Source organism: Flavobacterium sp. N1736 (genome assembly GCF_025947065.1).
Classification (GTDB): domain Bacteria; phylum Bacteroidota; class Bacteroidia; order Flavobacteriales; family Flavobacteriaceae; genus Flavobacterium.
Genome location: NZ_CP109994.1, coordinates 4008337 through 4029968, shown reverse-complemented (window position 1 = coordinate 4029968; position 21632 = coordinate 4008337). Strand labels below are relative to the sequence as shown.

Annotated in this window: 19 protein-coding genes, 1 tRNA gene and 1 pseudogene; 7 read left to right on the top strand and 14 right to left on the bottom strand. The window is 33.7% G+C overall.

Translation table 11 applies throughout. The features are described 5' to 3' along the window. Positions 1–318 precede the first annotated feature (318 nt). The 4 genes from OLM54_RS17110 to OLM54_RS17095 all read right to left on the bottom strand — a co-directional run bounded on the left by OLM54_RS17110 (position 319) and on the right by OLM54_RS17095 (position 3599). A complete protein-coding gene (locus tag OLM54_RS17110; protein WP_042564798.1) occupies positions 319–927 on the bottom strand; it encodes a superoxide dismutase in 609 nt (202 codons plus the stop codon). A gap of 138 nt (positions 928–1065) precedes the next feature. Next, complete coding sequence (gene pth, locus OLM54_RS17105; protein WP_264535779.1) at positions 1066–1692, bottom strand: aminoacyl-tRNA hydrolase; 627 nt, start codon at positions 1690–1692, stop codon at positions 1066–1068. A gap of 281 nt (positions 1693–1973) precedes the next feature. Further along, on the bottom strand, positions 1974–2585 hold the full coding sequence (locus OLM54_RS17100; protein WP_065451677.1) for a 50S ribosomal protein L25/general stress protein Ctc: 612 nt from the start codon (positions 2583–2585) through the stop codon (positions 1974–1976). Between the two features lie 72 nt (positions 2586–2657). Further along, positions 2658–3599, bottom strand: coding sequence for a ribose-phosphate pyrophosphokinase (locus OLM54_RS17095; RefSeq protein WP_264535778.1), 942 nt, complete (start codon positions 3597–3599; stop codon positions 2658–2660). A gap of 229 nt (positions 3600–3828) precedes the next feature. Here OLM54_RS17095 and OLM54_RS17090 point away from each other — a divergent pair. Beyond that, positions 3829–3908, top strand: a tRNA-Leu gene (locus OLM54_RS17090). Between the two features lie 53 nt (positions 3909–3961). Here the strand turns inward: OLM54_RS17090 and OLM54_RS17085 are convergent. The 6 genes from OLM54_RS17085 to OLM54_RS17060 form a co-directional block, all read right to left on the bottom strand. Next, the gene (locus OLM54_RS17085; RefSeq protein ID WP_264535777.1) at positions 3962–4420 is read right to left on the bottom strand and encodes an OsmC family protein; all 459 of its coding nucleotides are present in this window, start codon (positions 4418–4420) and stop codon (positions 3962–3964) included. Positions 4421–4722: 302 nt separating this feature from the next. Then, positions 4723–5907 (bottom strand): aldose epimerase family protein, encoded by a 1185-nt coding sequence (locus OLM54_RS17080; RefSeq protein WP_264535776.1) that lies wholly within the window; start codon positions 5905–5907, stop codon positions 4723–4725. Positions 5908–6012: 105 nt separating this feature from the next. Continuing rightward, entirely contained in the window at positions 6013–7521 is a 1509-nt protein-coding gene (araA, locus tag OLM54_RS17075) for an L-arabinose isomerase (RefSeq protein ID WP_264535775.1), read from the bottom strand. A gap of 86 nt (positions 7522–7607) precedes the next feature. Continuing rightward, positions 7608–8309, bottom strand: a complete 702-nt coding sequence (locus tag OLM54_RS17070; RefSeq protein WP_264535774.1) for an L-ribulose-5-phosphate 4-epimerase — start codon at positions 8307–8309, stop codon at positions 7608–7610. Beyond that, positions 8293–9984, bottom strand: coding sequence for a ribulokinase (locus OLM54_RS17065; RefSeq protein WP_264535773.1), 1692 nt, complete (start codon positions 9982–9984; stop codon positions 8293–8295). The genes OLM54_RS17070 and OLM54_RS17065 overlap by 17 nt, the downstream gene beginning before the upstream one ends. Before the next feature lie 245 nt (positions 9985–10229). Next, positions 10230–11774 carry an alpha-N-arabinofuranosidase gene (locus OLM54_RS17060; RefSeq protein WP_319802288.1) on the bottom strand — a complete coding sequence of 515 codons (1545 nt, stop codon included), beginning with the start codon at positions 11772–11774 and terminating at the stop codon, positions 10230–10232. 515 nt (positions 11775–12289) lie between these two features. Here OLM54_RS17060 and OLM54_RS17055 point away from each other — a divergent pair. After that, positions 12290–12979: an NUDIX hydrolase gene (locus OLM54_RS17055; protein WP_264535771.1), complete on the top strand. Its 690-nt coding sequence runs from the start codon at positions 12290–12292 to the stop codon at positions 12977–12979. A 368-nt stretch (positions 12980–13347) separates the two neighbouring features. Here the strand turns inward: OLM54_RS17055 and OLM54_RS17050 are convergent. Further along, positions 13348–14345: pseudogene (locus OLM54_RS17050) on the bottom strand (GntR family transcriptional regulator). A 161-nt stretch (positions 14346–14506) separates the two neighbouring features. Between OLM54_RS17050 and OLM54_RS17045 the strand changes: the two are divergent. The 5 genes from OLM54_RS17045 (at position 14507) to OLM54_RS17025 (ending at position 20131) form a co-directional block, all read left to right on the top strand. Then, complete coding sequence (locus OLM54_RS17045; RefSeq protein WP_264535770.1) at positions 14507–15511, top strand: aldose epimerase family protein; 1005 nt, start codon at positions 14507–14509, stop codon at positions 15509–15511. A gap of 25 nt (positions 15512–15536) precedes the next feature. Further along, a complete protein-coding gene (galK, locus tag OLM54_RS17040) occupies positions 15537–16697 on the top strand; it encodes a galactokinase (protein ID WP_264535769.1) in 1161 nt (386 codons plus the stop codon). A gap of 16 nt (positions 16698–16713) precedes the next feature. Further along, the gene (locus OLM54_RS17035; RefSeq protein WP_264535768.1) at positions 16714–17778 is read left to right on the top strand and encodes a UDP-glucose--hexose-1-phosphate uridylyltransferase; all 1065 of its coding nucleotides are present in this window, start codon (positions 16714–16716) and stop codon (positions 17776–17778) included. A gap of 215 nt (positions 17779–17993) precedes the next feature. Then, positions 17994–19679 carry a sodium/sugar symporter gene (locus tag OLM54_RS17030; protein WP_264535767.1) on the top strand — a complete coding sequence of 562 codons (1686 nt, stop codon included), beginning with the start codon at positions 17994–17996 and terminating at the stop codon, positions 19677–19679. 116 nt (positions 19680–19795) lie between these two features. Next, a complete protein-coding gene (locus tag OLM54_RS17025; protein ID WP_264535766.1) occupies positions 19796–20131 on the top strand; it encodes an L-rhamnose mutarotase in 336 nt (111 codons plus the stop codon). Between the two features lie 241 nt (positions 20132–20372). Here OLM54_RS17025 and OLM54_RS17020 read toward each other — a convergent pair whose 3' ends face one another. The 3 genes from OLM54_RS17020 to OLM54_RS17010 all read right to left on the bottom strand — a co-directional run bounded on the left by OLM54_RS17020 (position 20373) and on the right by OLM54_RS17010 (position 21618). After that, entirely contained in the window at positions 20373–20786 is a 414-nt protein-coding gene (locus tag OLM54_RS17020; protein WP_264535765.1) for a hypothetical protein, read from the bottom strand. Positions 20787–20849: 63 nt separating this feature from the next. Continuing rightward, on the bottom strand, positions 20850–21263 hold the full coding sequence (locus OLM54_RS17015; protein ID WP_264535764.1) for a hypothetical protein: 414 nt from the start codon (positions 21261–21263) through the stop codon (positions 20850–20852). Then, positions 21250–21618 carry a hypothetical protein gene (locus OLM54_RS17010; RefSeq protein WP_264535763.1) on the bottom strand — a complete coding sequence of 123 codons (369 nt, stop codon included), beginning with the start codon at positions 21616–21618 and terminating at the stop codon, positions 21250–21252. The genes OLM54_RS17015 and OLM54_RS17010 overlap by 14 nt, the downstream gene beginning before the upstream one ends. Between the last annotated feature and the right edge of the window lie 14 nt (positions 21619–21632).

Genomic DNA, 21632 nt, shown 5'->3' with positions numbered 1-21632 from the left:
TTCTAAAGTAAGAAATTACGCATTTCATCGATTATTCTTGCATTTCGTCTAAAATATTTGGCAAAACAAAATAGCTGTCATAAATTTATTACACCATAACATTAGTAGGTTAAGTATATGGTAGATTTGGGGCAAAAAGGGTGAAAGAAATTTCACCTTTTTTATTGGAATAAACTCTCACAAAGAAAGAAAAGAACAAAGAGAAAAGAACAAAGAGAAAAGAAAATAGTAAGACAAGGAAATGTATAAATAAAAAAAGACGAATAACCATCGGGTCATTCGTCTTTTTTCTTTACTCTTTATTCTATTATCTCCAGACTATTTTTCTAAAGCATATCTTCTTGCAACTTCTGTCCAGTTAATTACGTTGAAGAAAGCTTCAATATAATCTGGTCTTCTGTTTTGGTAGTTTAAATAATAAGCGTGCTCCCAAACATCCATTCCTAAAATTGGAGTTCCACCGCAGCCAACTTCCGGCATTAATGGGTTGTCTTGGTTTGGAGTTCCGCAAACATCTAATTTTCCACCTTTTTGCACACATAACCAAGCCCATCCTGAACCAAATTGTGTTGCACCGGCTTTGGCAAATTTTGCTTTAAACTCTTCAAAAGTTCCAAAAGAAGACTCAATTGCAGCTAACAAATCACCTGTTGGTAATCCACCACCGTTTGGAGTCATTACAGTCCAGAACAAATTGTGGTTGTAAAAACCTCCACCATTGTTACGAACTGCAGCGTTTGATTTATCTAAGTTGATTAAGATGTTTTCGATTGTTTTTCCTTCCAAATCTGTACCTGCAATTGCTGCATTAAGATTTGTTGTGTATGCATTATGATGTTTTGAATGGTGAATTTCCATTGTACGTGCATCAATATGTGGTTCTAATGCATCATATGCATAAGGTAATTGTGGTAATTCAAAAGCCATGATATTATGATTTTATGGTTTATAATAATTTATCCCAAATTTAAACATTTAACTTTGGAATAGAAAATACTATTTCGTTATAATTCCATTTAATTAATTAATAATTTAGTTATTTAATGCGTAAATAGTTGGAAATCTTTATTTTCCATTAAAAGTTGTCATTGTATTTTCTAATCCTGCTGTTCCAAAAGATTTAATAATTTCGGAAGCGACCTCTAAGCGTTCCGGTAATTTTGCTTTTTCTTCTTCGTCCCAGTCGCCTAAAACATAATCTATTTGTTGTCCTTTTTTAAACTGGTCGCTTATACCAAATCTAAAACGGGTATATTGTTGTGTATTTAATACCAGGTTGATGTTTTTTAATCCGTTGTGACCGCCATCGCTGCCTTTTGGTTTAATCCGGATAGTACCGAATGACAAGTTTAAATCGTCTGTAATCACCAGAATATTCTCTAATGGAATGTTTTCTTTGTCCATCCAGTATTTTACCGCCTTCCCGCTTAAATTCATGTACGTGTTTGGTTTAAGCAAAAAGAAGGTTCTTCCTTTAAATTTATATTCGGCTAAAGCGCCAAGTTTTGCAGTTTCAAATGAAAGGCTTTCTTTTTTGGCTAAAAAATCAAGGACTTTAAATCCTATATTATGTCTTGTATTTACGTATTCGGCTCCAATATTACCAAGTCCTACGATTAAATATTTTTTCATATTATCTATGTTCTCTTCTTTTTGTGTTGATGAAAACAGTTTTGTTATCCATTTTATCATGTTTGCAAAAATAGGGTTAATTTGGTAATTAGAAAATGTGTTAATTAGATAATTAGGAAATGTGGCAATTAAATAATTTGAACTTAACCGCAAATAAGCCCTGTTTTACGCAAAGCGCGCTAAGAATGGCACGGAGATGATGCACATTTAAACTGATCAATGCGTTTTTGCACTTTACAACTTTGCCTCTTTGATCCTTTGTACCTTTTCTTAGAAAACCTTTAAAGCAAAAAAAAGCACCAATCTTTCGATTGATGCTTTGATATTGAATTTGAAAAAAATTATTTTTTCTTTCCTTTTGCAGGAGCTTTTGCAGCTTTTGCAGCTTCTTGAGCAGCTTTCATAGCAGCACGAGAAATTCTTACTTGTGCAACAACTGTGTTCTCCGGGTGCATAACTTTGTAATCTGGTGTACCAACTTTAGTAACATATAATTTGTTACCCATTTCAAGTGGAGTAATATCAGCTTCAACAAAATCAGGAAGATTTTTAGGTAAAGCTTTTACTTTTAATTTACGAGTGTTCAAACGTAAAACACCACCTGCAAGAACACCTTTAGATGTACCTACAACTTTTACCGGAACTTCCATAGTGATTTCTTTGTCATCAAATAATTGAAAGAAGTCAATGTGTAAGATTTTGTCAGATACCGGGTGAACCTGAATATCTTGTAAAATTGCATTGAATGATTTTCCTTTTCCAAGCTCAATCACAACTGTGTGTGCGTTTGGAGTGTAAACCAAGTTTTTGAACGCTGCAGCGTCTGCTGAGAAGTGTACTGCTTGATTTCCTCCGTATAACACGCAAGGAACCGCTCCAGCATTACGTAAGGCTTTAGTTGACACTTTGCCCACGCTTTCTCTTTCTGATCCTTTAATTGTAATCGATTTCATTGTAAAAAAATATAGTTATTAATAAATATTCTAATCCTTATTGTAATGACATTGCTTCGTTCCTCGCAATGACTACATTATAAACTTTCCACTAATGGAATTGTTGTGGTGCACCATGTGCATAACTTCGGCAAAAAGAGGTGCACAACTCACTACTCTGATTTTTTTTGATTCTTTCTTTAACGGAATAGAATCGGTAACTATTAATTCGCTTAACTTCGAATTCTCAATTTTTTCGTAAGCGCCACCTGATAAAATAGCGTGTGTACAAATTGCTCTAACGCTTAATGCTCCTTTTTCGATCATTAAATCTGCTGCTTTCGCTAATGTACCTCCAGTATCGATCATGTCGTCTACTAATATTACGTTACGGCCTTTTACTTCACCAATTAGCTCCATAGTGTCGATAACGTTGGCTGCTTTTCTTTGTTTGTAACAGATTACTACATCTGATTCTAAAAACTTAGAGTAAGCATATGCTCTTTTTGAACCTCCCATATCCGGAGATGCAATAGTTAAATTTTCTAAATTTAAACTCTGCACATATGGCAAAAAGATGGTTGATGCAAATAAATGATCTACCGGCTTTTCAAAGAATCCCTGAATTTGATCTGCGTGCAAATCCATTGTCATAATTCTTGTTGCTCCTGCAGCGGTTAGTAAATTAGCTACTAACTTCGCTCCAATCGGAACTCTTGGTTTGTCTTTTCTATCCTGTCTTGCCCAACCAAAATAAGGCATAACAGCTGTAATATGTCTTGCCGATGCGCGTTTTGCTGCATCAATCATTAGTAACAATTCCATCAAATTATCTGCCGATGGGAAAGTTGAGCACACGATAAAAACACGTAATCCTCTGATTGACTCTTCGTAAGATGGTTGAAATTCACCATCGCTATACGTTGACATCGTTACTTTACCTAACGGAATTCCGTATTGTTCTGCAATTTTCTCTGCAAGATAAACACTTTTTGAACACGCAAAAATTTTAGCTTCTGGTTCTAGGTGCGACATTATAATTTGTTGTTTTGTAGTTAGTTGTGTGTGCGTCGTTTTAACGAGGTGCAAATTTAGAAAATTTATTGGACACTGAAAGGAAATATTTAAGTATTTTTAGTAGAACATTTAATTTTATTTTTTACATTTGCACCGTGTTAAAGGAATAAGCACATTTATGGCATCATAATCACTTATTCTATTGCGTTAAAATAATTAATTTATTGATTGTTTTTTCGTCTGCTAAGCCCGGATGGCGGAATTGGTAGACGCGCTGGTCTCAAACACCTGTGGGAAACCGTGCCGGTTCGACTCCGGCTCCGGGTACAAAAAACCTCTTCTTAACGGAAGAGGTTTTTTTGATTTTATATGTTTTCATTTCACTCACAACTCACCTCATGCAAAACAGGGAAATTGCAAGAATTAGCTATAAAACACAATCGATTTGCCTCTTTATGAAGTTCATTTGCTAATTCAATTTTATCTGGATTTGAAATTTTCACTTTAGGATTTAGTCTAACTTCCGTAAAACGTCCGCTTCCATCGGCATAAACTTCAAGTGTTGCTTGGGCGTTATCTGAATATTCCATAACTTCTATTCCGTTTTGAGAGCATACATATAAATAGGACATCATATGACAGGAAACCAAACTGCTCAATAATAAATCTTCGGGGTTGTATAATTCAGGATCGCCTTTGAAAGCTTTGGCTGCTGAAACATTTAAAACTGGTTTTCCTTCTATAGTAATCTTATGACTTTTACTGTAAAATTTTGAAGTTGCTTCTTCCTGATTTTTGGTAGAAGTCCAATTTAATGCTGCTTTAAATAGATGTTTCATTTTATATTTGATTTTGCTATTGCTAAATTAAAACTTTATAAGCTGCAAATGAATTAATCACGCAAAGCCGCAAAGTTTAAACACAATATTGTCATTTCGACGTGAGGAGAAATCACACAAGAAACTCAGTGCCTAAAAGTGCCAATCTTTGTAGAGTTACGAGTTAGGTTTCTCCTCACGTCGAAACGACAAAAATTCGTGCTAATTCGTGAAATTAGTGTCAAACTTAAAATATAAAAAAACCTCGAAAATGCTTTCGAGGTTTCTTAGAGAATTACTAACTAATTAACATAATTCCAAAACTATTTTTTCACAGAAAATTTAAAAGTAGTTTTAGTTTTATAATTTTCTCCCGGGTTTAAAACCGTTGTCGGGAAGTTTTTCTGATTTGGCGAATCTGGATAATGTTCTGTTTCTAAACATAATCCTGTTCTGTGTGCATACGTTTTTCCGTCGCGTGTTGGCAAAGTTCCGTCAAGGAAATTTCCAGAGTAAAACTGAATTCCGGGTTCGTCAGTTGTCATTTCCATAACTCTTCCGCTTGCTGCGTGATATACTTTTGCTATGATTGTTTTTCCTTTTTCAGGATTGTTCAATACCCAGCAATGATCGTAACCTTTTCCTCTTTCTAATTGTTCGTTTTTCACTTCGATGTCCTTTGCAATTAATTTTGGAGTTCTAAAATCGAAAGGCGTATTGGCAACATCTTCTAATTTTCCTGTTGGAATTAAAGTAGCGTCAACCGGAACTAATTTATCCGCATTTAAAGTCAATTCATGATCTAAGATTGTTTTTGTAAAATCTCCCGATAAATTAAAATACGAATGCTGCGTTAAATTCACAACTGTTTTCTTATCAGTCGTTGCTTCATAAAGTACTTCTAATTGATTATCATTTGTCAAAGTATAGGTTACAAAAACCTGTAAATTTCCCGGATAACCTTCTTCCATATCTTTACTTAAATAGGATAATTTTAAAGAAGCTGTATTTCCGGATTTTACCTCATCGGCTTTCCAAACAACATTAAAATATCCTTGCGGTCCACCGTGTAAAGCATTTGGTGCGTTATTGATTACTAACTTATACTCTTTTCCGTCTAAAGTAAATTTTCCTTTCGCAATTCGGTTGCCGTATCTTCCAATTAAAGCTCCAAAAAATGGATTTTCTTTTTCATATTGTGCCAAAGAATTAAACCCGATCACTACATTTTCAGAAACACCTTCTTTATTAGGCACTTTTAAATCTGTAATTCTTCCACCAAAAGTGATGATATCAACTTCCATCCCATTTTGGTTTTTCAGCTTATAACTGTCGACTTTTTCTCCTTTAGCAGTTGTTCCGTAAGAAGATTTTTCGATTGTAACCGTAGCTTTTTCATCTGAAGAAACTGTTGTAGCATCCGTTTTTTTATCGCTTTTACATTGAACTGAAACTGTAGCCAAACTCATTAGGCCAATTCCAAAAACGCAACGTTTTAATACATTCATATAATGATATTTTTTAATTGTTGTAAAATGTTAAATGTAAGATGTGAAAGTCTAAAAGTAACAAAAACTTAGAATCTTAGCAACTTAGAACCTCAGCACCTCAGATTACAGCCCATGTTGAAACAAATGATAATAAGCTTCATTCGCATTAATCTTATCTTTAAAGTCTCTTACGGTAGTTTTTTCATCAATAACCAATAATTCGATTCCGGCAATATCAGCGAAATCTTCCATGTATTCTGTTGTAATTGACTGGCTGTAAACCGTATGATGCGCTCCTCCGGCAAGAATCCAGGCTGTTGCAGCAATATCAAGATTTGGTTTACAATCCCATAAAACTCTGGCAACCGGTAATTTTGGTAATTCAGCCATAGGTTTAATCGCTTCCACTTCGTTAACAATCAAACGGAAACGAGTTCCCATATCAACCAAAGAAACGTTGATTGCATCTCCCGCAGGTGAATTAAATACCAAACGAGCAGGATCTTCTTTTCCTCCAATTCCTAAAGGATGTACTTCGCAAGAAGGTTTTCCATCTGCAATAGACGGGCAAATTTCTAACATATGTGATCCTAAAACATACGATTTTTGTGGTGTAAAATGATACGTATAATCTTCCATGAAAGAAGTTCCTCCTTCAAGACCCACATTCATCACTTTTAATGCACGAACCATTGCTGCTGTTTTCCAGTCGCCTTCGCCACCAAAACCATAACCATCAGCCATTAATCTTTGTGTTGCAATTCCAGGTAATTGTTTCCAAACACCAAGATTTTCAAACGTATCTGTAAAAGCTCCAAAACCTCCTTCTTCAAGAAAAGCTCTTAAACCTAATTCAATTTTTGCCGCTTCCGCTAAAGAACTTCTTTGCGCTCCGCCTTCTTTTAAAGCATCAGTTAAAGTATAAGAAGCCTCGTAAACTGCTAATAAATCATTCAATTCCTTATCCGTAACTTTCTCGATATACTTTGTAACATCTGAAGAATCAAAACCGTTAACCGACATTCCGAAACGAATTTGAGCCTCTACTTTATCACCTTCCGTAACCGCAACTTCACGCATATTATCTCCAATACGAGCTACTTTTAAGTTTTGAAGTTCATCCCAACCAAGAGCTACTCTTGTCCAGATACCTAATTTTTTCTGAACTCTTTCGTCTTCCCAATGTCCAACAACGACTTTACGCTTTTTGCGCATTCTTGACATAATAAAACCAAATTCGCGATCTCCGTGTGCAGACTGATTCAGGTTCATGAAATCCATATCGATAGTTCCCCACGGAATTTCAGCATTATATTGTGTATGTAAATGACACAAAGGTTTTTTCAGGATACTCAAACCGCCAATCCACATTTTTGCCGGAGAAAAAGTATGCATCCAGGCTATAATTCCGATACAGTTTTTAGCCGAATTTGCCGCTAAACATACATCCAGAATCTGAGAAGGTGATTTTACCACATCTTTATAAACCACTTTTACCGGAATTTGAGATGAAGCTCCTAATCCTTTCGCAATTATTTGCGAATGTTCTGCCACTTTTCTTAAAGTTTCTTCACCGTATAATTCCTGGCTTCCTACTACAAACCATACTTCTTTTTGAGATATATCTATCATTGTTTAATCGTTATTTTGTTGAACTGTTTAATCGTTTTTTCGTTTGATCTTAAATCTAAAATCAATAATCTGCAATCTAAAATTCCTTATTGTCCGTAATACGAGTCTTTTCCGTGTTTACGATTGTAATGTTTATTTATTAAAGAATCTTTTAATCTTGGTGCGTTTGGGTTTATTTGCAAAGTCAGATACGCCATTTCGGCAACGACTTCAAGAACTTTACTGTTATAAACGGCTTTTGCTGCATTTTTTCCCCATGCAAATGGACCGTGATTTCCAATTAGAACCATTTCTACTTCTTCGTATGAAAGATTTTTTTCTTTGAAGCAATCCAAAATCTGAATTCCGGTATTGTGTTCGTAGTTTCCTTCTATAAGTGCATCTGCCATTGGTGGAGCACACGGAATATCAGCCGTTAAATGGTCGGCATGCGTAGTTCCAAAAATTGGAATATCATGCTGTGATTGCGCCCAGGCAACCGAATATGTGGCGTGAGTATGTGCAACGCCTCCAATATTTGGCCAGTTTTTATACAAATAAGCATGCGTTTTTGTGTCTGATGACGGACGCATTGTTCCTTCAATAATATTATTGTCAAAATCTACGATAACAATATCTTCCGGTTTTAAATCTTCATACGGAACACCGCTTGGTTTAATAGCAAAAACACCATTTTTTCTATCAACCGCACTCACATTTCCAAAAGTATATACAACCAAATTCAATGCGTTTAACTGCATGTTGGCTTCGTAACATTCCTGTTTTAAATCTTTATAAAGAGAACTCATGTTGTGATGTTTTTATAGTTGGATCTTCAAAAGCACTTAATTGATCGTACGCCAACAACAATTTGTGATATGCTGCTACTTTGTCTAATTGAGGGAAATATTCTCCATCAAAATCACTTCCTATTTTTTGACTTGCTTCAATTACGTTTGGATAAATTCCGGCTGCAACTGCTGCATAAATTGCCGCTCCCAAAGCAGGAGTTTGGTCTGAGGCTGCAATTTTAATTGGCTTGTTTAATACGTTTGCCAAAGTCTGCATGATAAAAGGAGATTTACGAGCAACGCCGCCAATTCCGATAACGCTGTCAATTTTTACGCCTTCTTCTTCAAAACGATCGACGATTTTTTTCGCTCCAAAGCAAATAGCATTTACCAAAGCTTTAAAAATATGCGGCGCTTTTGTTCCTAATGATAAATTCGAAATCGCGCTTTTTAATTCCTGATTGGCATCCGGAGTTCTACGCCCGTTAATCCAGTCTAAAGCAATTGGAAGACTATCTGAAACTGGAATTTTCTCGGCCTCTTTCGTTAATTCAACAATTAATTTATCGCTGAATTCTTCTCTTAATTGTTCTTTTTGAGCGTCATTTAAAACAGTTGAAGAAGTCAATAAATGATCTGTTGGCCAAAGCAATAATTCTTTGTACCAAGCCAATAAATCTCCAAAAGCAGATTGTCCGGCTTCTAAACCAATATAACCCGGAATTACAGATCCGTCCACTTGTCCGCAAATTCCACGAATAGTTTTCGTTCCTACTTCATCATAAGAACCCACCAAAATATCGCAGGTTGAAGTTCCCATAACGCGAACCAAAGTGTTTTCTCCAATTTTTGCTCCAACGGCTCCAGAATGTGCGTCGAAAGTTCCTACAGCTACAACTGTTTCTGTCGAAAGTCCTAAACGATCTGCCCATTCCTGGCTTAATTTTCCGGCAACTAAATCAGATGTATACGTTTCGTCATATAAATTTCCGCGAAGCGTTGCCAAATACGGGTGTAGTTTTTCTAAAAATTCTGTTGGAGGCAAACCATTCCAGTCTTCGTGCCACATTGCTTTGTGTCCCGCAGCGCAACGGCTTCTTTTAAATGATTTTAAATCTTTATCTTCAATCAATAAATAGGTCATTAAATCGCAATGCTCCATCCACGTATGAGCTGCATTTCTAACGGCTTCATCTTCTCTGGCAATGTGCAGGATTTTTGCCCAAAACCATTCCGATGAATAAATTCCCCCTACATATTTCGTTACGTTTTCTCCGCCCCAGCTAACTGCCAGTTCGTTGATTTCGTTTGCTTCGTTTATTGCAGTATGATCTTTCCAAAGCACCATCATCGCATTCGGGTTTTCTTCAAAACCTTTTGTTAATGCTAACGGAATTCCGTCTTTCGTAACCGGAACCGGAGAAGATCCAGTTGTATCAATACAAATTCCGCGTACTTGCGAAGCATCAACTTTACTTTCTTTTATAACATTCTGAATCGTGCTTTCCAGACCTTCAATATGGTCTAATGGATGCTGGCGAAATTGATTTATCGATGCGTCACAATATTGTTTGTTTTTCCATCTTTTGTAATGAGAAACATTTGATGCTAACTCCTGTCCATTTTCAGTATCAATCAGCACCGCGCGAACAGAATCTGTTCCGTAGTCTAATCCTATTACATATTTTTTCATTCTGATTTTATTTTTAATGGTGACAAATATACTTATAAATATTATAAGTGTGTAAAAAACACTTAACAAAAAAACATCAGTGATTTTTTGCAGATATTGCACTGAAACAGCCTTTTAAGAGTAAATCAAAAAATAAACGTATGAATAACATTTATTATGTTGCGATTATTTCATCTTTAGATTAAAAACTGTGGTATGCAAACTGCTTTTCTGACTCTATTTTATCTGAATTTTTCTCCTTTGAATTACTTTCCTTCTAAAACCAAAACAGAAAAAGGAGGTATATTGATTTCTAATTTTCCTTTCTTATTCTCAAAATATTTAAAAGCTACAGGACTAATTTTATTTGGATTTTCAAAAGAATTATAATCTTGCAATTTTGATGAAGTAATGATATTTGCCGTGAAATTTTTAACACCTAAATCTTTTGTATCAATCTCAATTGTGTGTTTGTTTTTTGCGTCAATATTTACCAGCGAAATATGAATTGCACCATTTTTATCTTTTGATGCCGATGCAGAAACTGCCGGAATTGTTTGATCTTTAAACGTATATAATGGCGAATTAAAACTCAACGGTAATAATTTTGCATCCTGATGCACGTTGTACATTTGCATGACATAATACGTTGGCGTTAAAATCATTTTTGTTTTATCTGTAAGTATTACAGCCTGAAGCACGTTTACACATTGCGCTAAATTTGCCATTCGAACTCTATCAGCGTGATTGTTGAAAATGTTTAGTGTTGCTCCGGCCAAAACGGCATCTCGTATTGTATTTTGCTGATATAAAAATCCCGGATTTGTTCCTTTTTCTACATCATACCAGCCGCCCCATTCGTCTACAACCATCGCAACTTTTTTCTCCGGATCGTATTTGTCCATTACAGCGGCATGTTTTGTTACTAATTCTTCCATTTTTAAAGCCTGCTTCATGGTTTTAAAATATTCTTCTTCAGAAAAATTAACAGCATCACCTTTTTTATTCCAGTCAATTACAGAATAATGATGTACGCCAATACCACCCAGCATTTTTAACGGAATGTTTTTCATTAAAACTTCTGTCCAGTTATAATCGCTGCTATTTGCTCCTGATGCAATACGATTAATGCCGCCGCTATTATTCCAGTCCGTCATAAAAGTGGCAAACTTTCTATATTCGCCTGCGTAATATTCTGCCGTCATATTTCCTCCGCAGCCCCAGGCTTCATTTCCAATTCCCCAAAATTTAACTTTCCACGGCTCTGTTCTTCCGTTCTTTTTTCGCAAATCGCTCATAGGGCTTTTACCTCCAAAATTGGCATACTGCATCCAATCTGCAAATTCCTGAACGGTTCCGCTTCCCACATTTCCGGATAAATAAGGTTCGGCGCCAAGCACTTCACAAAGATTTAAAAAGTCGTGCGTGCCAAAACTGTTATCTTCTGTTACGCCGCCCCACCATTGGTTTACAATTGTTGGTCTTTGTTCTTTTGGTCCAATTCCGTCTTTCCAATGATAGGTATCTGCAAAACATCCGCCGGGCCATCTTAAATTTGGAATTTTTAAATCTTTCAGTGCTTTAATAACATCATTTCGCACTCCGTTTGTATTTGGAATTTTTGAGGTATCGCCAACAAAAAATCCGCCGTAAATACATCGTCCTAAGTGCTCTGCAAAATGTCCGTAAATATTTTTGTTGATAATAGGCGACGAAACATCGTCTTTTATTGTTATAACTGTGGGATCTTTTTGTGCTGACATTGTTTGTATACATAGTATAGCAAACAATATAAAAAATGGTTTTTTCATGAGGTTTTGTGGTTATTTAAATAAAGTTGGTTAGACTATTTCTTTGGTTAATTGTTATTTTATAAGTGTTTTTTCAACATTTGTAAATTTAAATAAAAAAAGATCTCAAAAACAAATTAATTTCTCAAAACAACTGGTTGCAAAAAACACATTTCGTAATTACATTTTAAACAATCTAAAAATATAGCAATTTGTAGCATTGAAAATCGTTTAAGAATAAGCCAGGAAAACATCAAAATCTTAAACATCATTATTTTCACAATAGATTACGCGTTTAAATTTTTGAAAGAAAAATAATAATTATACGAATTTTCTTTTAAAAATGTTTTTACCTTTGACCTTGATTTGAACATTAAAATGAGTAATAAACAGAACAAATCATTTTAGTTTTAGACAATTCTTAATTGTTAAAACTTTATTTTATTTGTCAATTCACCTTTATAAGTGTGCATAATACATTAATAAATTATGAAACAACTTAATAAGTTTATATATTTACCAATAAATTATTAAATATGCTAAACAGTTATAGCTCTGCCGATAAGGTTTTATTAGCAGTAGATTGTATCATTTTTGGATTTGACCACGAGGGGTTAAAAATCCTTCTCATTCAAAGAGACTTTGAACCTGAAAAGGGAAAATGGTCTTTAATTGGCGGGTTTTTAAAGCGCGATGAAGTATTAGACAATGCTGCCATTAGAATTTTGAAAACGTATACGGGTTTGAATGATATATATATGGAGCAATTATATGCTTACAGTGAAATCGATCGTGACCCGGTAGAAAGAACAATTTCGGTTTCTTATTATGCATTGATTAATATTGAAAATCATAATACTGAATTGATTCAAAATTATAATGCGCAATGGTTTAGTATTGCCGAAGCGCCGCATTTAATTTTTGACCATAACGAAATGGTTGATTACGCCATTAGAAGATTACGTTACAGAACTTCGATAAAACCAATTGGGTTTGAATTGCTGCCGGAAAAATTCACAATGCGTCAATTACTGGAATTATATGAAGCTATTTTGAGCAAAGAATTAGACAAACGAAATTTTATCAGTAAAATTAATTCTCTGGAAATTCTAAATAAGTTAGATGAAAAAGATATGCAGTCTTCCAGAAAAGGATCTTATTTATATACGTTCAACAAAGAAAAATACGAAGAAAAGTTATTGAACGATTTTATTCTGAATTTATAACGAAAAGTTTTTACCCACAGATTAAAGGATTTACACACATTTTTTTAATCATTTTAATCTTTTAATCTGTGACGATTCTATAAAAAAACAAACCCTGAAAGCTACAATCTTTCAGGGTTTTTTTCCTTCAATAAAACTACTAATTAAAAAACTAACAAATTATTTTCTTTTTAATCCACATTAATAAAAATAAGTGTAGAATTTACATTTACAAATGTATGTAAAATAATTCTATTAAAACAAATAATTATTTTTTAATTAAAAGCTTAAAGGTTTATTAAACAAAACTTGATTTGACTGTGATATTAAACACGAATTTTACGGATTTACACGAATTTGTATAGTTGTTCAGTTTGTAAAATCTGTGTTTACAACGAGTTTCGCATGATCAACGAAGATTTGTTTTCTATTTGATCTTTTATTCCTTTTAAAACCATTTCGGCCAAAATTTTCCCCATCGCTTCAAAATGGGTTGAAATTGTGGTTATTCCGTTGGCTACAATTTTTTTGAGAGGCGTTTCATTATACGAGATAATTCCAAAATCAACTCCAAGTTTCAAGTTTTTATTTCTGGCATTTTCGATTACGCGAACCAAATCCCGGTCATTCGGAATAATATAAAGATCACCCACGGTAATTTCTCTGTTGGTAAATTCTGTTATTATTTCAGATTCAAAATGATATTCGGCACAAAAATTTTCGAACCCAATTTTCATTCCCAGTGGTTCCCGAAATCCGGGAAAAATCAAAATCAGTTTTTTGTATTTATTTAATCTGGATTTTCCTTTTTGTAAACCTTCAAAAATATCTTTTTGGTGGTTTTGATAAATTGCAGGATATATTTTTAAATCAGGATTGGTTTGATCGAGTATAATTACGTCACCTACTGGTAGGGTTTTTATCGAATAAACTATATCGATTAAGTTTGTGGGCATAATAATGTATTTTGTGTAATTTCCGATGCTGTCATTTATCAGCTTTTGGAAAACCTGAACGTTAAAATGATGAAAGAAAATATCGACCTGAACATTTTTTCCGATATGCTTTAAAAACGAATTATAAATATCTTCCTTGAAAATATTTAATTCATCAAAAAGTAAAAAAATCTTTTGTTTTATAGTGATTTCAACGCTTTTAACGTAATATCCTTTTCCGGAATGGCATAAATAATTCCTCTTTTTTTGAGTTCATCATAACCTTGTAAAACGGTATCGCGAGACAAATTAAAAGCGAGACAAACTTTATTTACAGATGGAAGCCGGTCTCCTTTTATCAATTGTTCGTCTTCGATTGCTTTTTCAATTGAAAGAATAATCTGTTTATATTTTGGCAATCCAAGATTGTTTTGAATGGAAATTATATTCATGGAAACAGAATTTTTTGGCAATATACAAAAAACTGGTAGGTACTGGTATGTATAATTTTAAAATGTTTCTATTTTTGGATTTCATTTTTAGTAATTTTTTTATGAAATTAAAACACATATCACATTTAATAGATATATCTTCCGCTAAATTGTTTGGTTTAATGCCAGATGGAGAGAAGATTTATTCTTTTGAATTATCCAACGAAAAAGGAATGAAAGTACAGATCATCAATTATGGTGCAACGGTTACTTCCTTACAAATTCCTCTTGAAAACGGAAAACTCGTTGATGTTGTTTTAGGTTTCGACAATTTAGATGCGTATCTGCAATCTTACAATTTGCCAAGCGCTCCTTATTTTGGAACTACTGTTGGGCGATATGCCGGAAGAATCAATAAAGGAATTTTTACTTTAAATGATAAAAAATTTCAATTAGCCGGTAATAACAACGGTAATACTTTACACGGCGGAAATATTGGTTTTGGAAAAAAAGTATGGTTTGTTACCGCATTCACTCAAGGTAAAAACCCATCGATAACTTTTAGTTTGTTAAGTGAAAATTTAGACGAAAATTTTCCGGGAGAATTACACGCCGATTTAACGTATACACTAACGGAAGAAAACGAATTACAATTAGAATATAATGCTACAACGACTGAAGATACGGTTATAAACCTGACGCATCATAGTTATTTTAACCTCAACGGTCATGATTCTACCGTTCTGGATCAGGAAATGTTTGTCAATTCTGATAAAATTTTAGAGACAGACGACGAAAATATTCCATCAGGAAAATTCACGAATCTTGCGAATCATGCTTTTGATTTCAGTTCGCCAAAAAATTGTCCTGCTGTAATTGATAATTCATTTGTGGTTGAATCTAAAAATGAAATTGCTGCGACTTTATTGAGCACAAAAAACAATTTGCAACTAAACGTTTATACAGATCAGCCAAGTGTGCATGTCTATGTAGGCGGAAATTGTTTTGACATTTTAAAAGGAAAGGAAAATGCGGCTTATCACCCGTCAAGCGGAATTTGTTTTGAAACGCAAAATTTTCCTGACGCACCAAATCATGCTCATTTTCCAAATTCGGTTTTGAAAAAAGGAGAACAATACCACCAAAAAACAGTTTATCAGTTTCAAACCATAAACTATAAATTATAAAAAACAACATTTAGTTATTACCCCAATGAATGACATTTTAATACAAAACACAACCGCATTTTTTGAGCAATCTTTTGGATCTGTTCCTCAAAAAGTGGTGCTTTCTCCCGGCCGAATTAATATTATTGGAGAACACGTAGATTATAACGACGGTTATGTTTTGCCTGCTGCGATCGACAAAATAATTTGTTTCGCATTTGAAAAAAGCAATTCTTCAAAATCAAAAATAATTGCGATCGATTTAAAAGAAGAATTTGAAATTGATTTAACTCAGGAAGTTACATTAAGTGATGTTGTCTGGACGAATTATATTCGCGGTGTTATTAAACAATTGCAGGATAATGGTTTTTCGTTTGAAGGTTTTAATTGTGTTTTTAGCAGTAATATTCCGGTTGGTTCCGGATTATCGTCTTCTGCAGCTTTAGAATGCGGGATGCTTTTTGGTATTGCTGCTCTTTTTAATCTTACGATTAATAAGGTTGATATTGCGTTAATGGGGCAAAAAGCTGAACATTGGGTTGGTATTAATTGTGGTATTATGGATCAGTTTTCGAGTGTTCACGGACTTGAAAATAAGGTTATAAAATTAGATTGCAATACGCTTGAATTTGAATATCACGATGCAAATTTCAAAGATTATTCTTTGGTTTTATTCGACAGTAATGTAAAACATTCGCTTTTTACATCTGAATATAATACAAGAAGAATGGAGTGTGAAGAAGGATTATCGATTATCAAAAATCATTTTCCGGAGGTAAAAAGTTTCAGGGATTGTACGGAAGAACAAATTTTGAGTATTCGTGATAAAATGAATGAAACGGTTTTTAAAAGGGTTCATTTTGTAGTAAAAGAAATTGGTCGTGTAACGAAGGCTTGCGAGGCTTTGGATAATGGAAATATAGAACTTTTAGGACAATTGCTTTTTGAGACCCATTATGGTTTGTCTCAGGAATATGCAGTGAGTTGCGAGGAGCTGGATATGCTTGTAGATACCGCAAAAGCAGATGATAATGTAATTGGTTCGCGATTAATGGGTGGTGGTTTTGGAGGCTGTACCATAAATTTAATTAAAAAAGGTCACGAAAATGAGGTGAAAAATAAGTTTGCAAATCTTTATTTAGATATATTTGGTATCGAACTAAAATTTTACGATGTAAAAATCGCAAACGGAACAACACTACTTTAATACGACAACAATTACAATGAAAAATTTTGACATTAACGAAGACCCGCACAGACGTTACAACCCATTAATTAATGAATGGGTTCTAGTATCACCTCATCGCGCCAAACGTCCGTGGCAAGGACAAAACGAAACCGTTTTAACTGAAACATTGCCAAAATACGATTCTACCTGTTATTTATGCCCGGGAAATGTTCGTGCAAACGGAGTAAACAATCCGGATTATAAGGACAGTTTTGTTTTTGAAAATGATTTTGCAGCCATGAAACAGGACGAAATTATTTTTGAAGAAGATATTAAACACACTTTTTTTAAAGCACAACCGGAACGTGGAATTTCGAGAGTGGTTTGTTTTTCGCCAAGACACGATCTTACTTTGCCTGAAATGACTATTGATGAAATCGAAAACATCATTAAAACATGGCAAAAAGAATATACTGATTTAGGAAATATTAAATACATCAATTACGTTCAGATTTTTGAAAATAAAGGAAGTGTTATGGGTTGCAGCAACCCGCATCCGCATGGACAAATCTGGGCACAATCATCATTGCCAACTCAGGTTGAAAAAACGCATAACAGCCTAAAAGCCTACTACGATAAAAACCAAAAAACATTACTGGCAGATTATCTTCATGCCGAATTAAGATCCGGAGAACGCATTGTAATCGAAAACGAACACTTTGTAGCTTTGGTTCCGTTTTGGGCAATATGGCCTTATGAAACGATGATTATCAGCAAAAGGGCTTTTGGAAAAATCACTGATTTTACTCCGGAAGAAACGCTTGCTTATGCCAAAACATTGAAAGAGTTAACGACAAAATACGATAATTTATTCAATACTTCTTTTCCGTATTCGTCAGGAATTCATCAGGCGCCAACAGATGGTTTAGAACATCCGGGATGGCATTTTCACATGCATTTTTATCCGCCGTTATTGCGATCTGCAAGTGTAAAAAAATTCATGGTGGGTTACGAAATGCTGGGCGAATCGCAACGAGATATTTCACCTGAAAAGAGCGCAGAAGTTTTAAGAGAATTATCAACTGTACATTATAAAAACAAAGAAAAAAGTAAAGTATAAGTATAACAAAAAGAAAATAATCTTAACACAATTACGCTTTATATAAATGTAAAAAACACATTTGCATGAGTTTGATATTAAGATTTTTATCTGAGTTTTTGCTCTCTTTTTTATAAAAATAAAAACAATAAATAAACCGGTTTTAGAAAGTACTGCTTTTTAAAACAAAAAATTAAACAAACAATCACCCTATACTAATTTTTAAAATACTAACAATGAACCAGAACCTTGCTTTCGCAGATTATGCGGTTTTTATTATCTACTTTATCGTAGTGGCATCCTACGGTTATACAATTTACCACAAACGTAAAAAAGACGAACAAGATGCTAAAGCTTACTTTTTGGCCGAAGGAAATTTAACCTGGTGGGCAATTGGAGCATCTTTAATCGCCTCAAATATTTCGGCAGAACAATTCATCGGAATGAGCGGTGAAGGTTTCTTTTTAGGAATTGCCGTTGCTGCCTACGAATGGATTGCTGCTATTGCTTTGATAATTGTAGCCGTTTGGTTTATTCCTGTTTATCTTAAAAATAAGATTTACACAATGCCTCAATTCTTAAAAACACGTTATAACGAATCGACTGCATTGATTATGGCCGTTTTCTGGTTGTTTTTATATGTATTTGTAAACTTAACTTCGATCTTATATTTAGGTGCTGTTGCGATTAACGGTCTTGCCGGAGGAGAATATCTTCATGTTATTATGGTAGGATTAGCAGTTTTTGCCTTGTTTATTTCTTTGGGAGGAATGAAAGTTGTAGCTTATACTGATGTTATTCAGGTTGCTGTTTTAATCATTGGTGGTTTAGTAACTTCATACATTGCATTAACAACTGTAGGACAATATTTTGGCGTAGGCGAAAATGCTATTGCCGGTTTCAAGGTTTTAATGAGAGAAGCTCCGGAACATTTCAAAATGATTATTCCAAAACCAACTGCGACTTCATCTCAACTTGATATTGATAAATACTTAACTTTTCCTGGTTTGCTATCTTACCTTGCCGGAATCTGGATTATCAACTTAAACTACTGGGGTTGTAACCAATATATTACTCAAAGAGCTTTGGGCGCTGATTTGCAAACTGCCCGTACAGGTATTTTATTTGCAGGTTTCTTAAAATTATTAATGCCTTTAATCGTAATGCTTCCTGGTATTGCTGCTTATGTTTTATACCAAAACGGACATTTACCTCAATTAGTTGGAGGAAAAGATGGCGCTTATTCTGCTGTATTAACGTTCTTGCCAACCGGTTTAAAAGGACTTTCGGTTGCTGCATTAACGGCTGCAATTGTAGCTTCGTTAGCCGGAAAAGTAAACAGTATTTCTACGATTTATACTTTAGATATTCATAAAAAATATATTCAAAAAGACGCTGGTGAAAAACAACAGGTAAACATTGGTCGAATTGCTGTTTTTGCTGCAATGCTTTTAGCTGTTTTATTTACATGGAATGACGTTCTTGGTATTGGCGGTGTTGGTGGATTCACCTACATTCAAAAATATACCGGTTTTATTAGCCCTGGAGTATTTGCTATGTTTATTCTGGGTATGTTCTGGAAAAGAACAACAGGAGCGGCTGCTATTGTTGGGGTAATTTTAGGATTTTTATTATCTGTTTTATTCAACGAATATGCACCTGCTTTATTTGGAAACGAAACTTTATTATACACAGCTTATAACAACGGTAAAGGCGGATTCGAAATTCCGTTCCATATTTGTATGGGATTATCATTCTTCTTTACAACATTAGCGATGGTTGCTATCAGTTTTGCCGGTCCAAAAATTAATCCAAAAGCTTTTGAATTAGATACAGAAATGTTTAAAGTAAAACCTCAAACAACTGTTTTAATCGTAATCACCGTATTGGCAATTATTGCGCTTTACGTTAAATTCTGGTAGTATAATTTTTTACTATATTATTTTTGAAGAATAAAAGACTGTCTGCAAATGACAGTCTTTTTTTTGTAAATTAATGCATTCAGAAAAACAACAATCCAACTTTCTATCTACATAGTATGACCACACAAAAAATTTGTTTAGCCTTAGATTTAAAAGACGATCCTGCTTTAATTAGCGAATATACAACACTCCATAAAAACGTTTGGCCAGAGATTATTGAAAGCATCAAAAGCAGCGGAATTTCTGTTTTGGATATTTATTGTACCGGCAACAGATTGTTTATGATTATTGAAGCTGATGCTTATTTTTCATTCGAAAAAAAATCAAAATCAGATGCTGAAAACCCAAAAGTTCAGGAATGGGAAACCTTAATGTGGAAATTTCAACAAGCTTTGCCCTGGGCAAAAGAAGGCGAAAAATGGGTTTTAATGGAAAGGATTTTTGAGTTGTAGATTCTATTCTTATTCTCATTTCTAAAATTTAAAAAAGCCGAATCTTAATAAGATTCGGCTTCTTTAAATTTTAATGCCTTACAGTATTTTGCAGCTAACATTAAATTAGCTGCAAAAAAGTTTATTTTTCAAGTTTATCTTGATTATTTAATGGTTTAGGACCTTCCGGACCATCTATCCATTTTGAAAGTTTTACAAAACACTTTTTATCTTTTATTTTATAAAAAAAGCAATTATTCAATTACTTATCATCTACAACTTTTAAAAGTCTTATAACGCAATTCTTATCTTTATTGTTAGAATCTTTATAAACTAATACAATTAGTCGCTTATCAATATGATTAATTGTATAATCTCGATTTCCCCATGTTAAGATAGAGTCATTTTTTATTGACCATGTTTCAGCAGCAAGAGATTCTCCTTCAACTAAAGCATAACCCTTAGTTGCACCAAGTGAATATTGATGTGATAAACCTTTATCATCAAACTTAAAATTTATCGATCCTAAGCCCCCATTTGGATGACATTCATCGTTATATTGCCAATAGTAATCTTTGGAAGAAATAAAAATACCTTTCAATTTATTTTTTTTATTACATGAAATAAAAGTCATGAACAAAAAAAACAGAACGACAATTCGTTTAATTTTTTTCATATTTATGATTTATTAAAAAGCACAGCTCTCACTGTGCTTTTATTTAATTTAAATCTTATAGCTTTAATTGATTAATTTACCATCGACGACTTTAAGGAAACTTATTTTACATTTTTGTTTTTTGTCAATTGGATGGTAACGACTTAAAATAATTATTGTAGCATCAATATGTTCAATTTTATAATCCATATCATCCCATGATAAGATAGAGTCGTTTTTTATAAACCATTTTTTAGGAGCTAGAGACTCACCCTCAACTGAATGATAACTTTTTTCTACACTAAAGCCATACTGATGAGACAAACCATCTTTATCAAATTTAAAATTGATAGAATGTCCAAAAGCTCCCTGACATTCACTGTTGAATTGCCAATAATAATTTTCAGAGGTAATAAAAATATCCTCTATCTTATTTTTTCTTGTACATGATATTGACAATACCAATAGGAATACTAATAAAAATTTATATTTTTTCATGTTTATCTTGATTATTTAATGGTTTAGGACCTTCTGGACCATCTATCCATTTTGAAAGTTTTACAAAACACTTTTTATCTTTAAATTCTGGATTATAGTATGAAAGTAAAATTTCTTTGTTAGTAATTTTTTCTATTTTGTACTCTAAATCGTCAAATACAAAAGTTGAATCATTTTTTATTGACCAAAGAGCAGAACCATTTCGCAAAGTTCCATTTTTATCATACAAAGTAAATCCATCATTAATATGCAAAAAATATTGATTGCTGCTTCCATCTTTATTATAACGAAAGTAAATACCTTTAGTGTTCCAGCAATAGTCTCTATATTGCCAATATTCATTTTTATTAGTCATAAATATGGATTCAA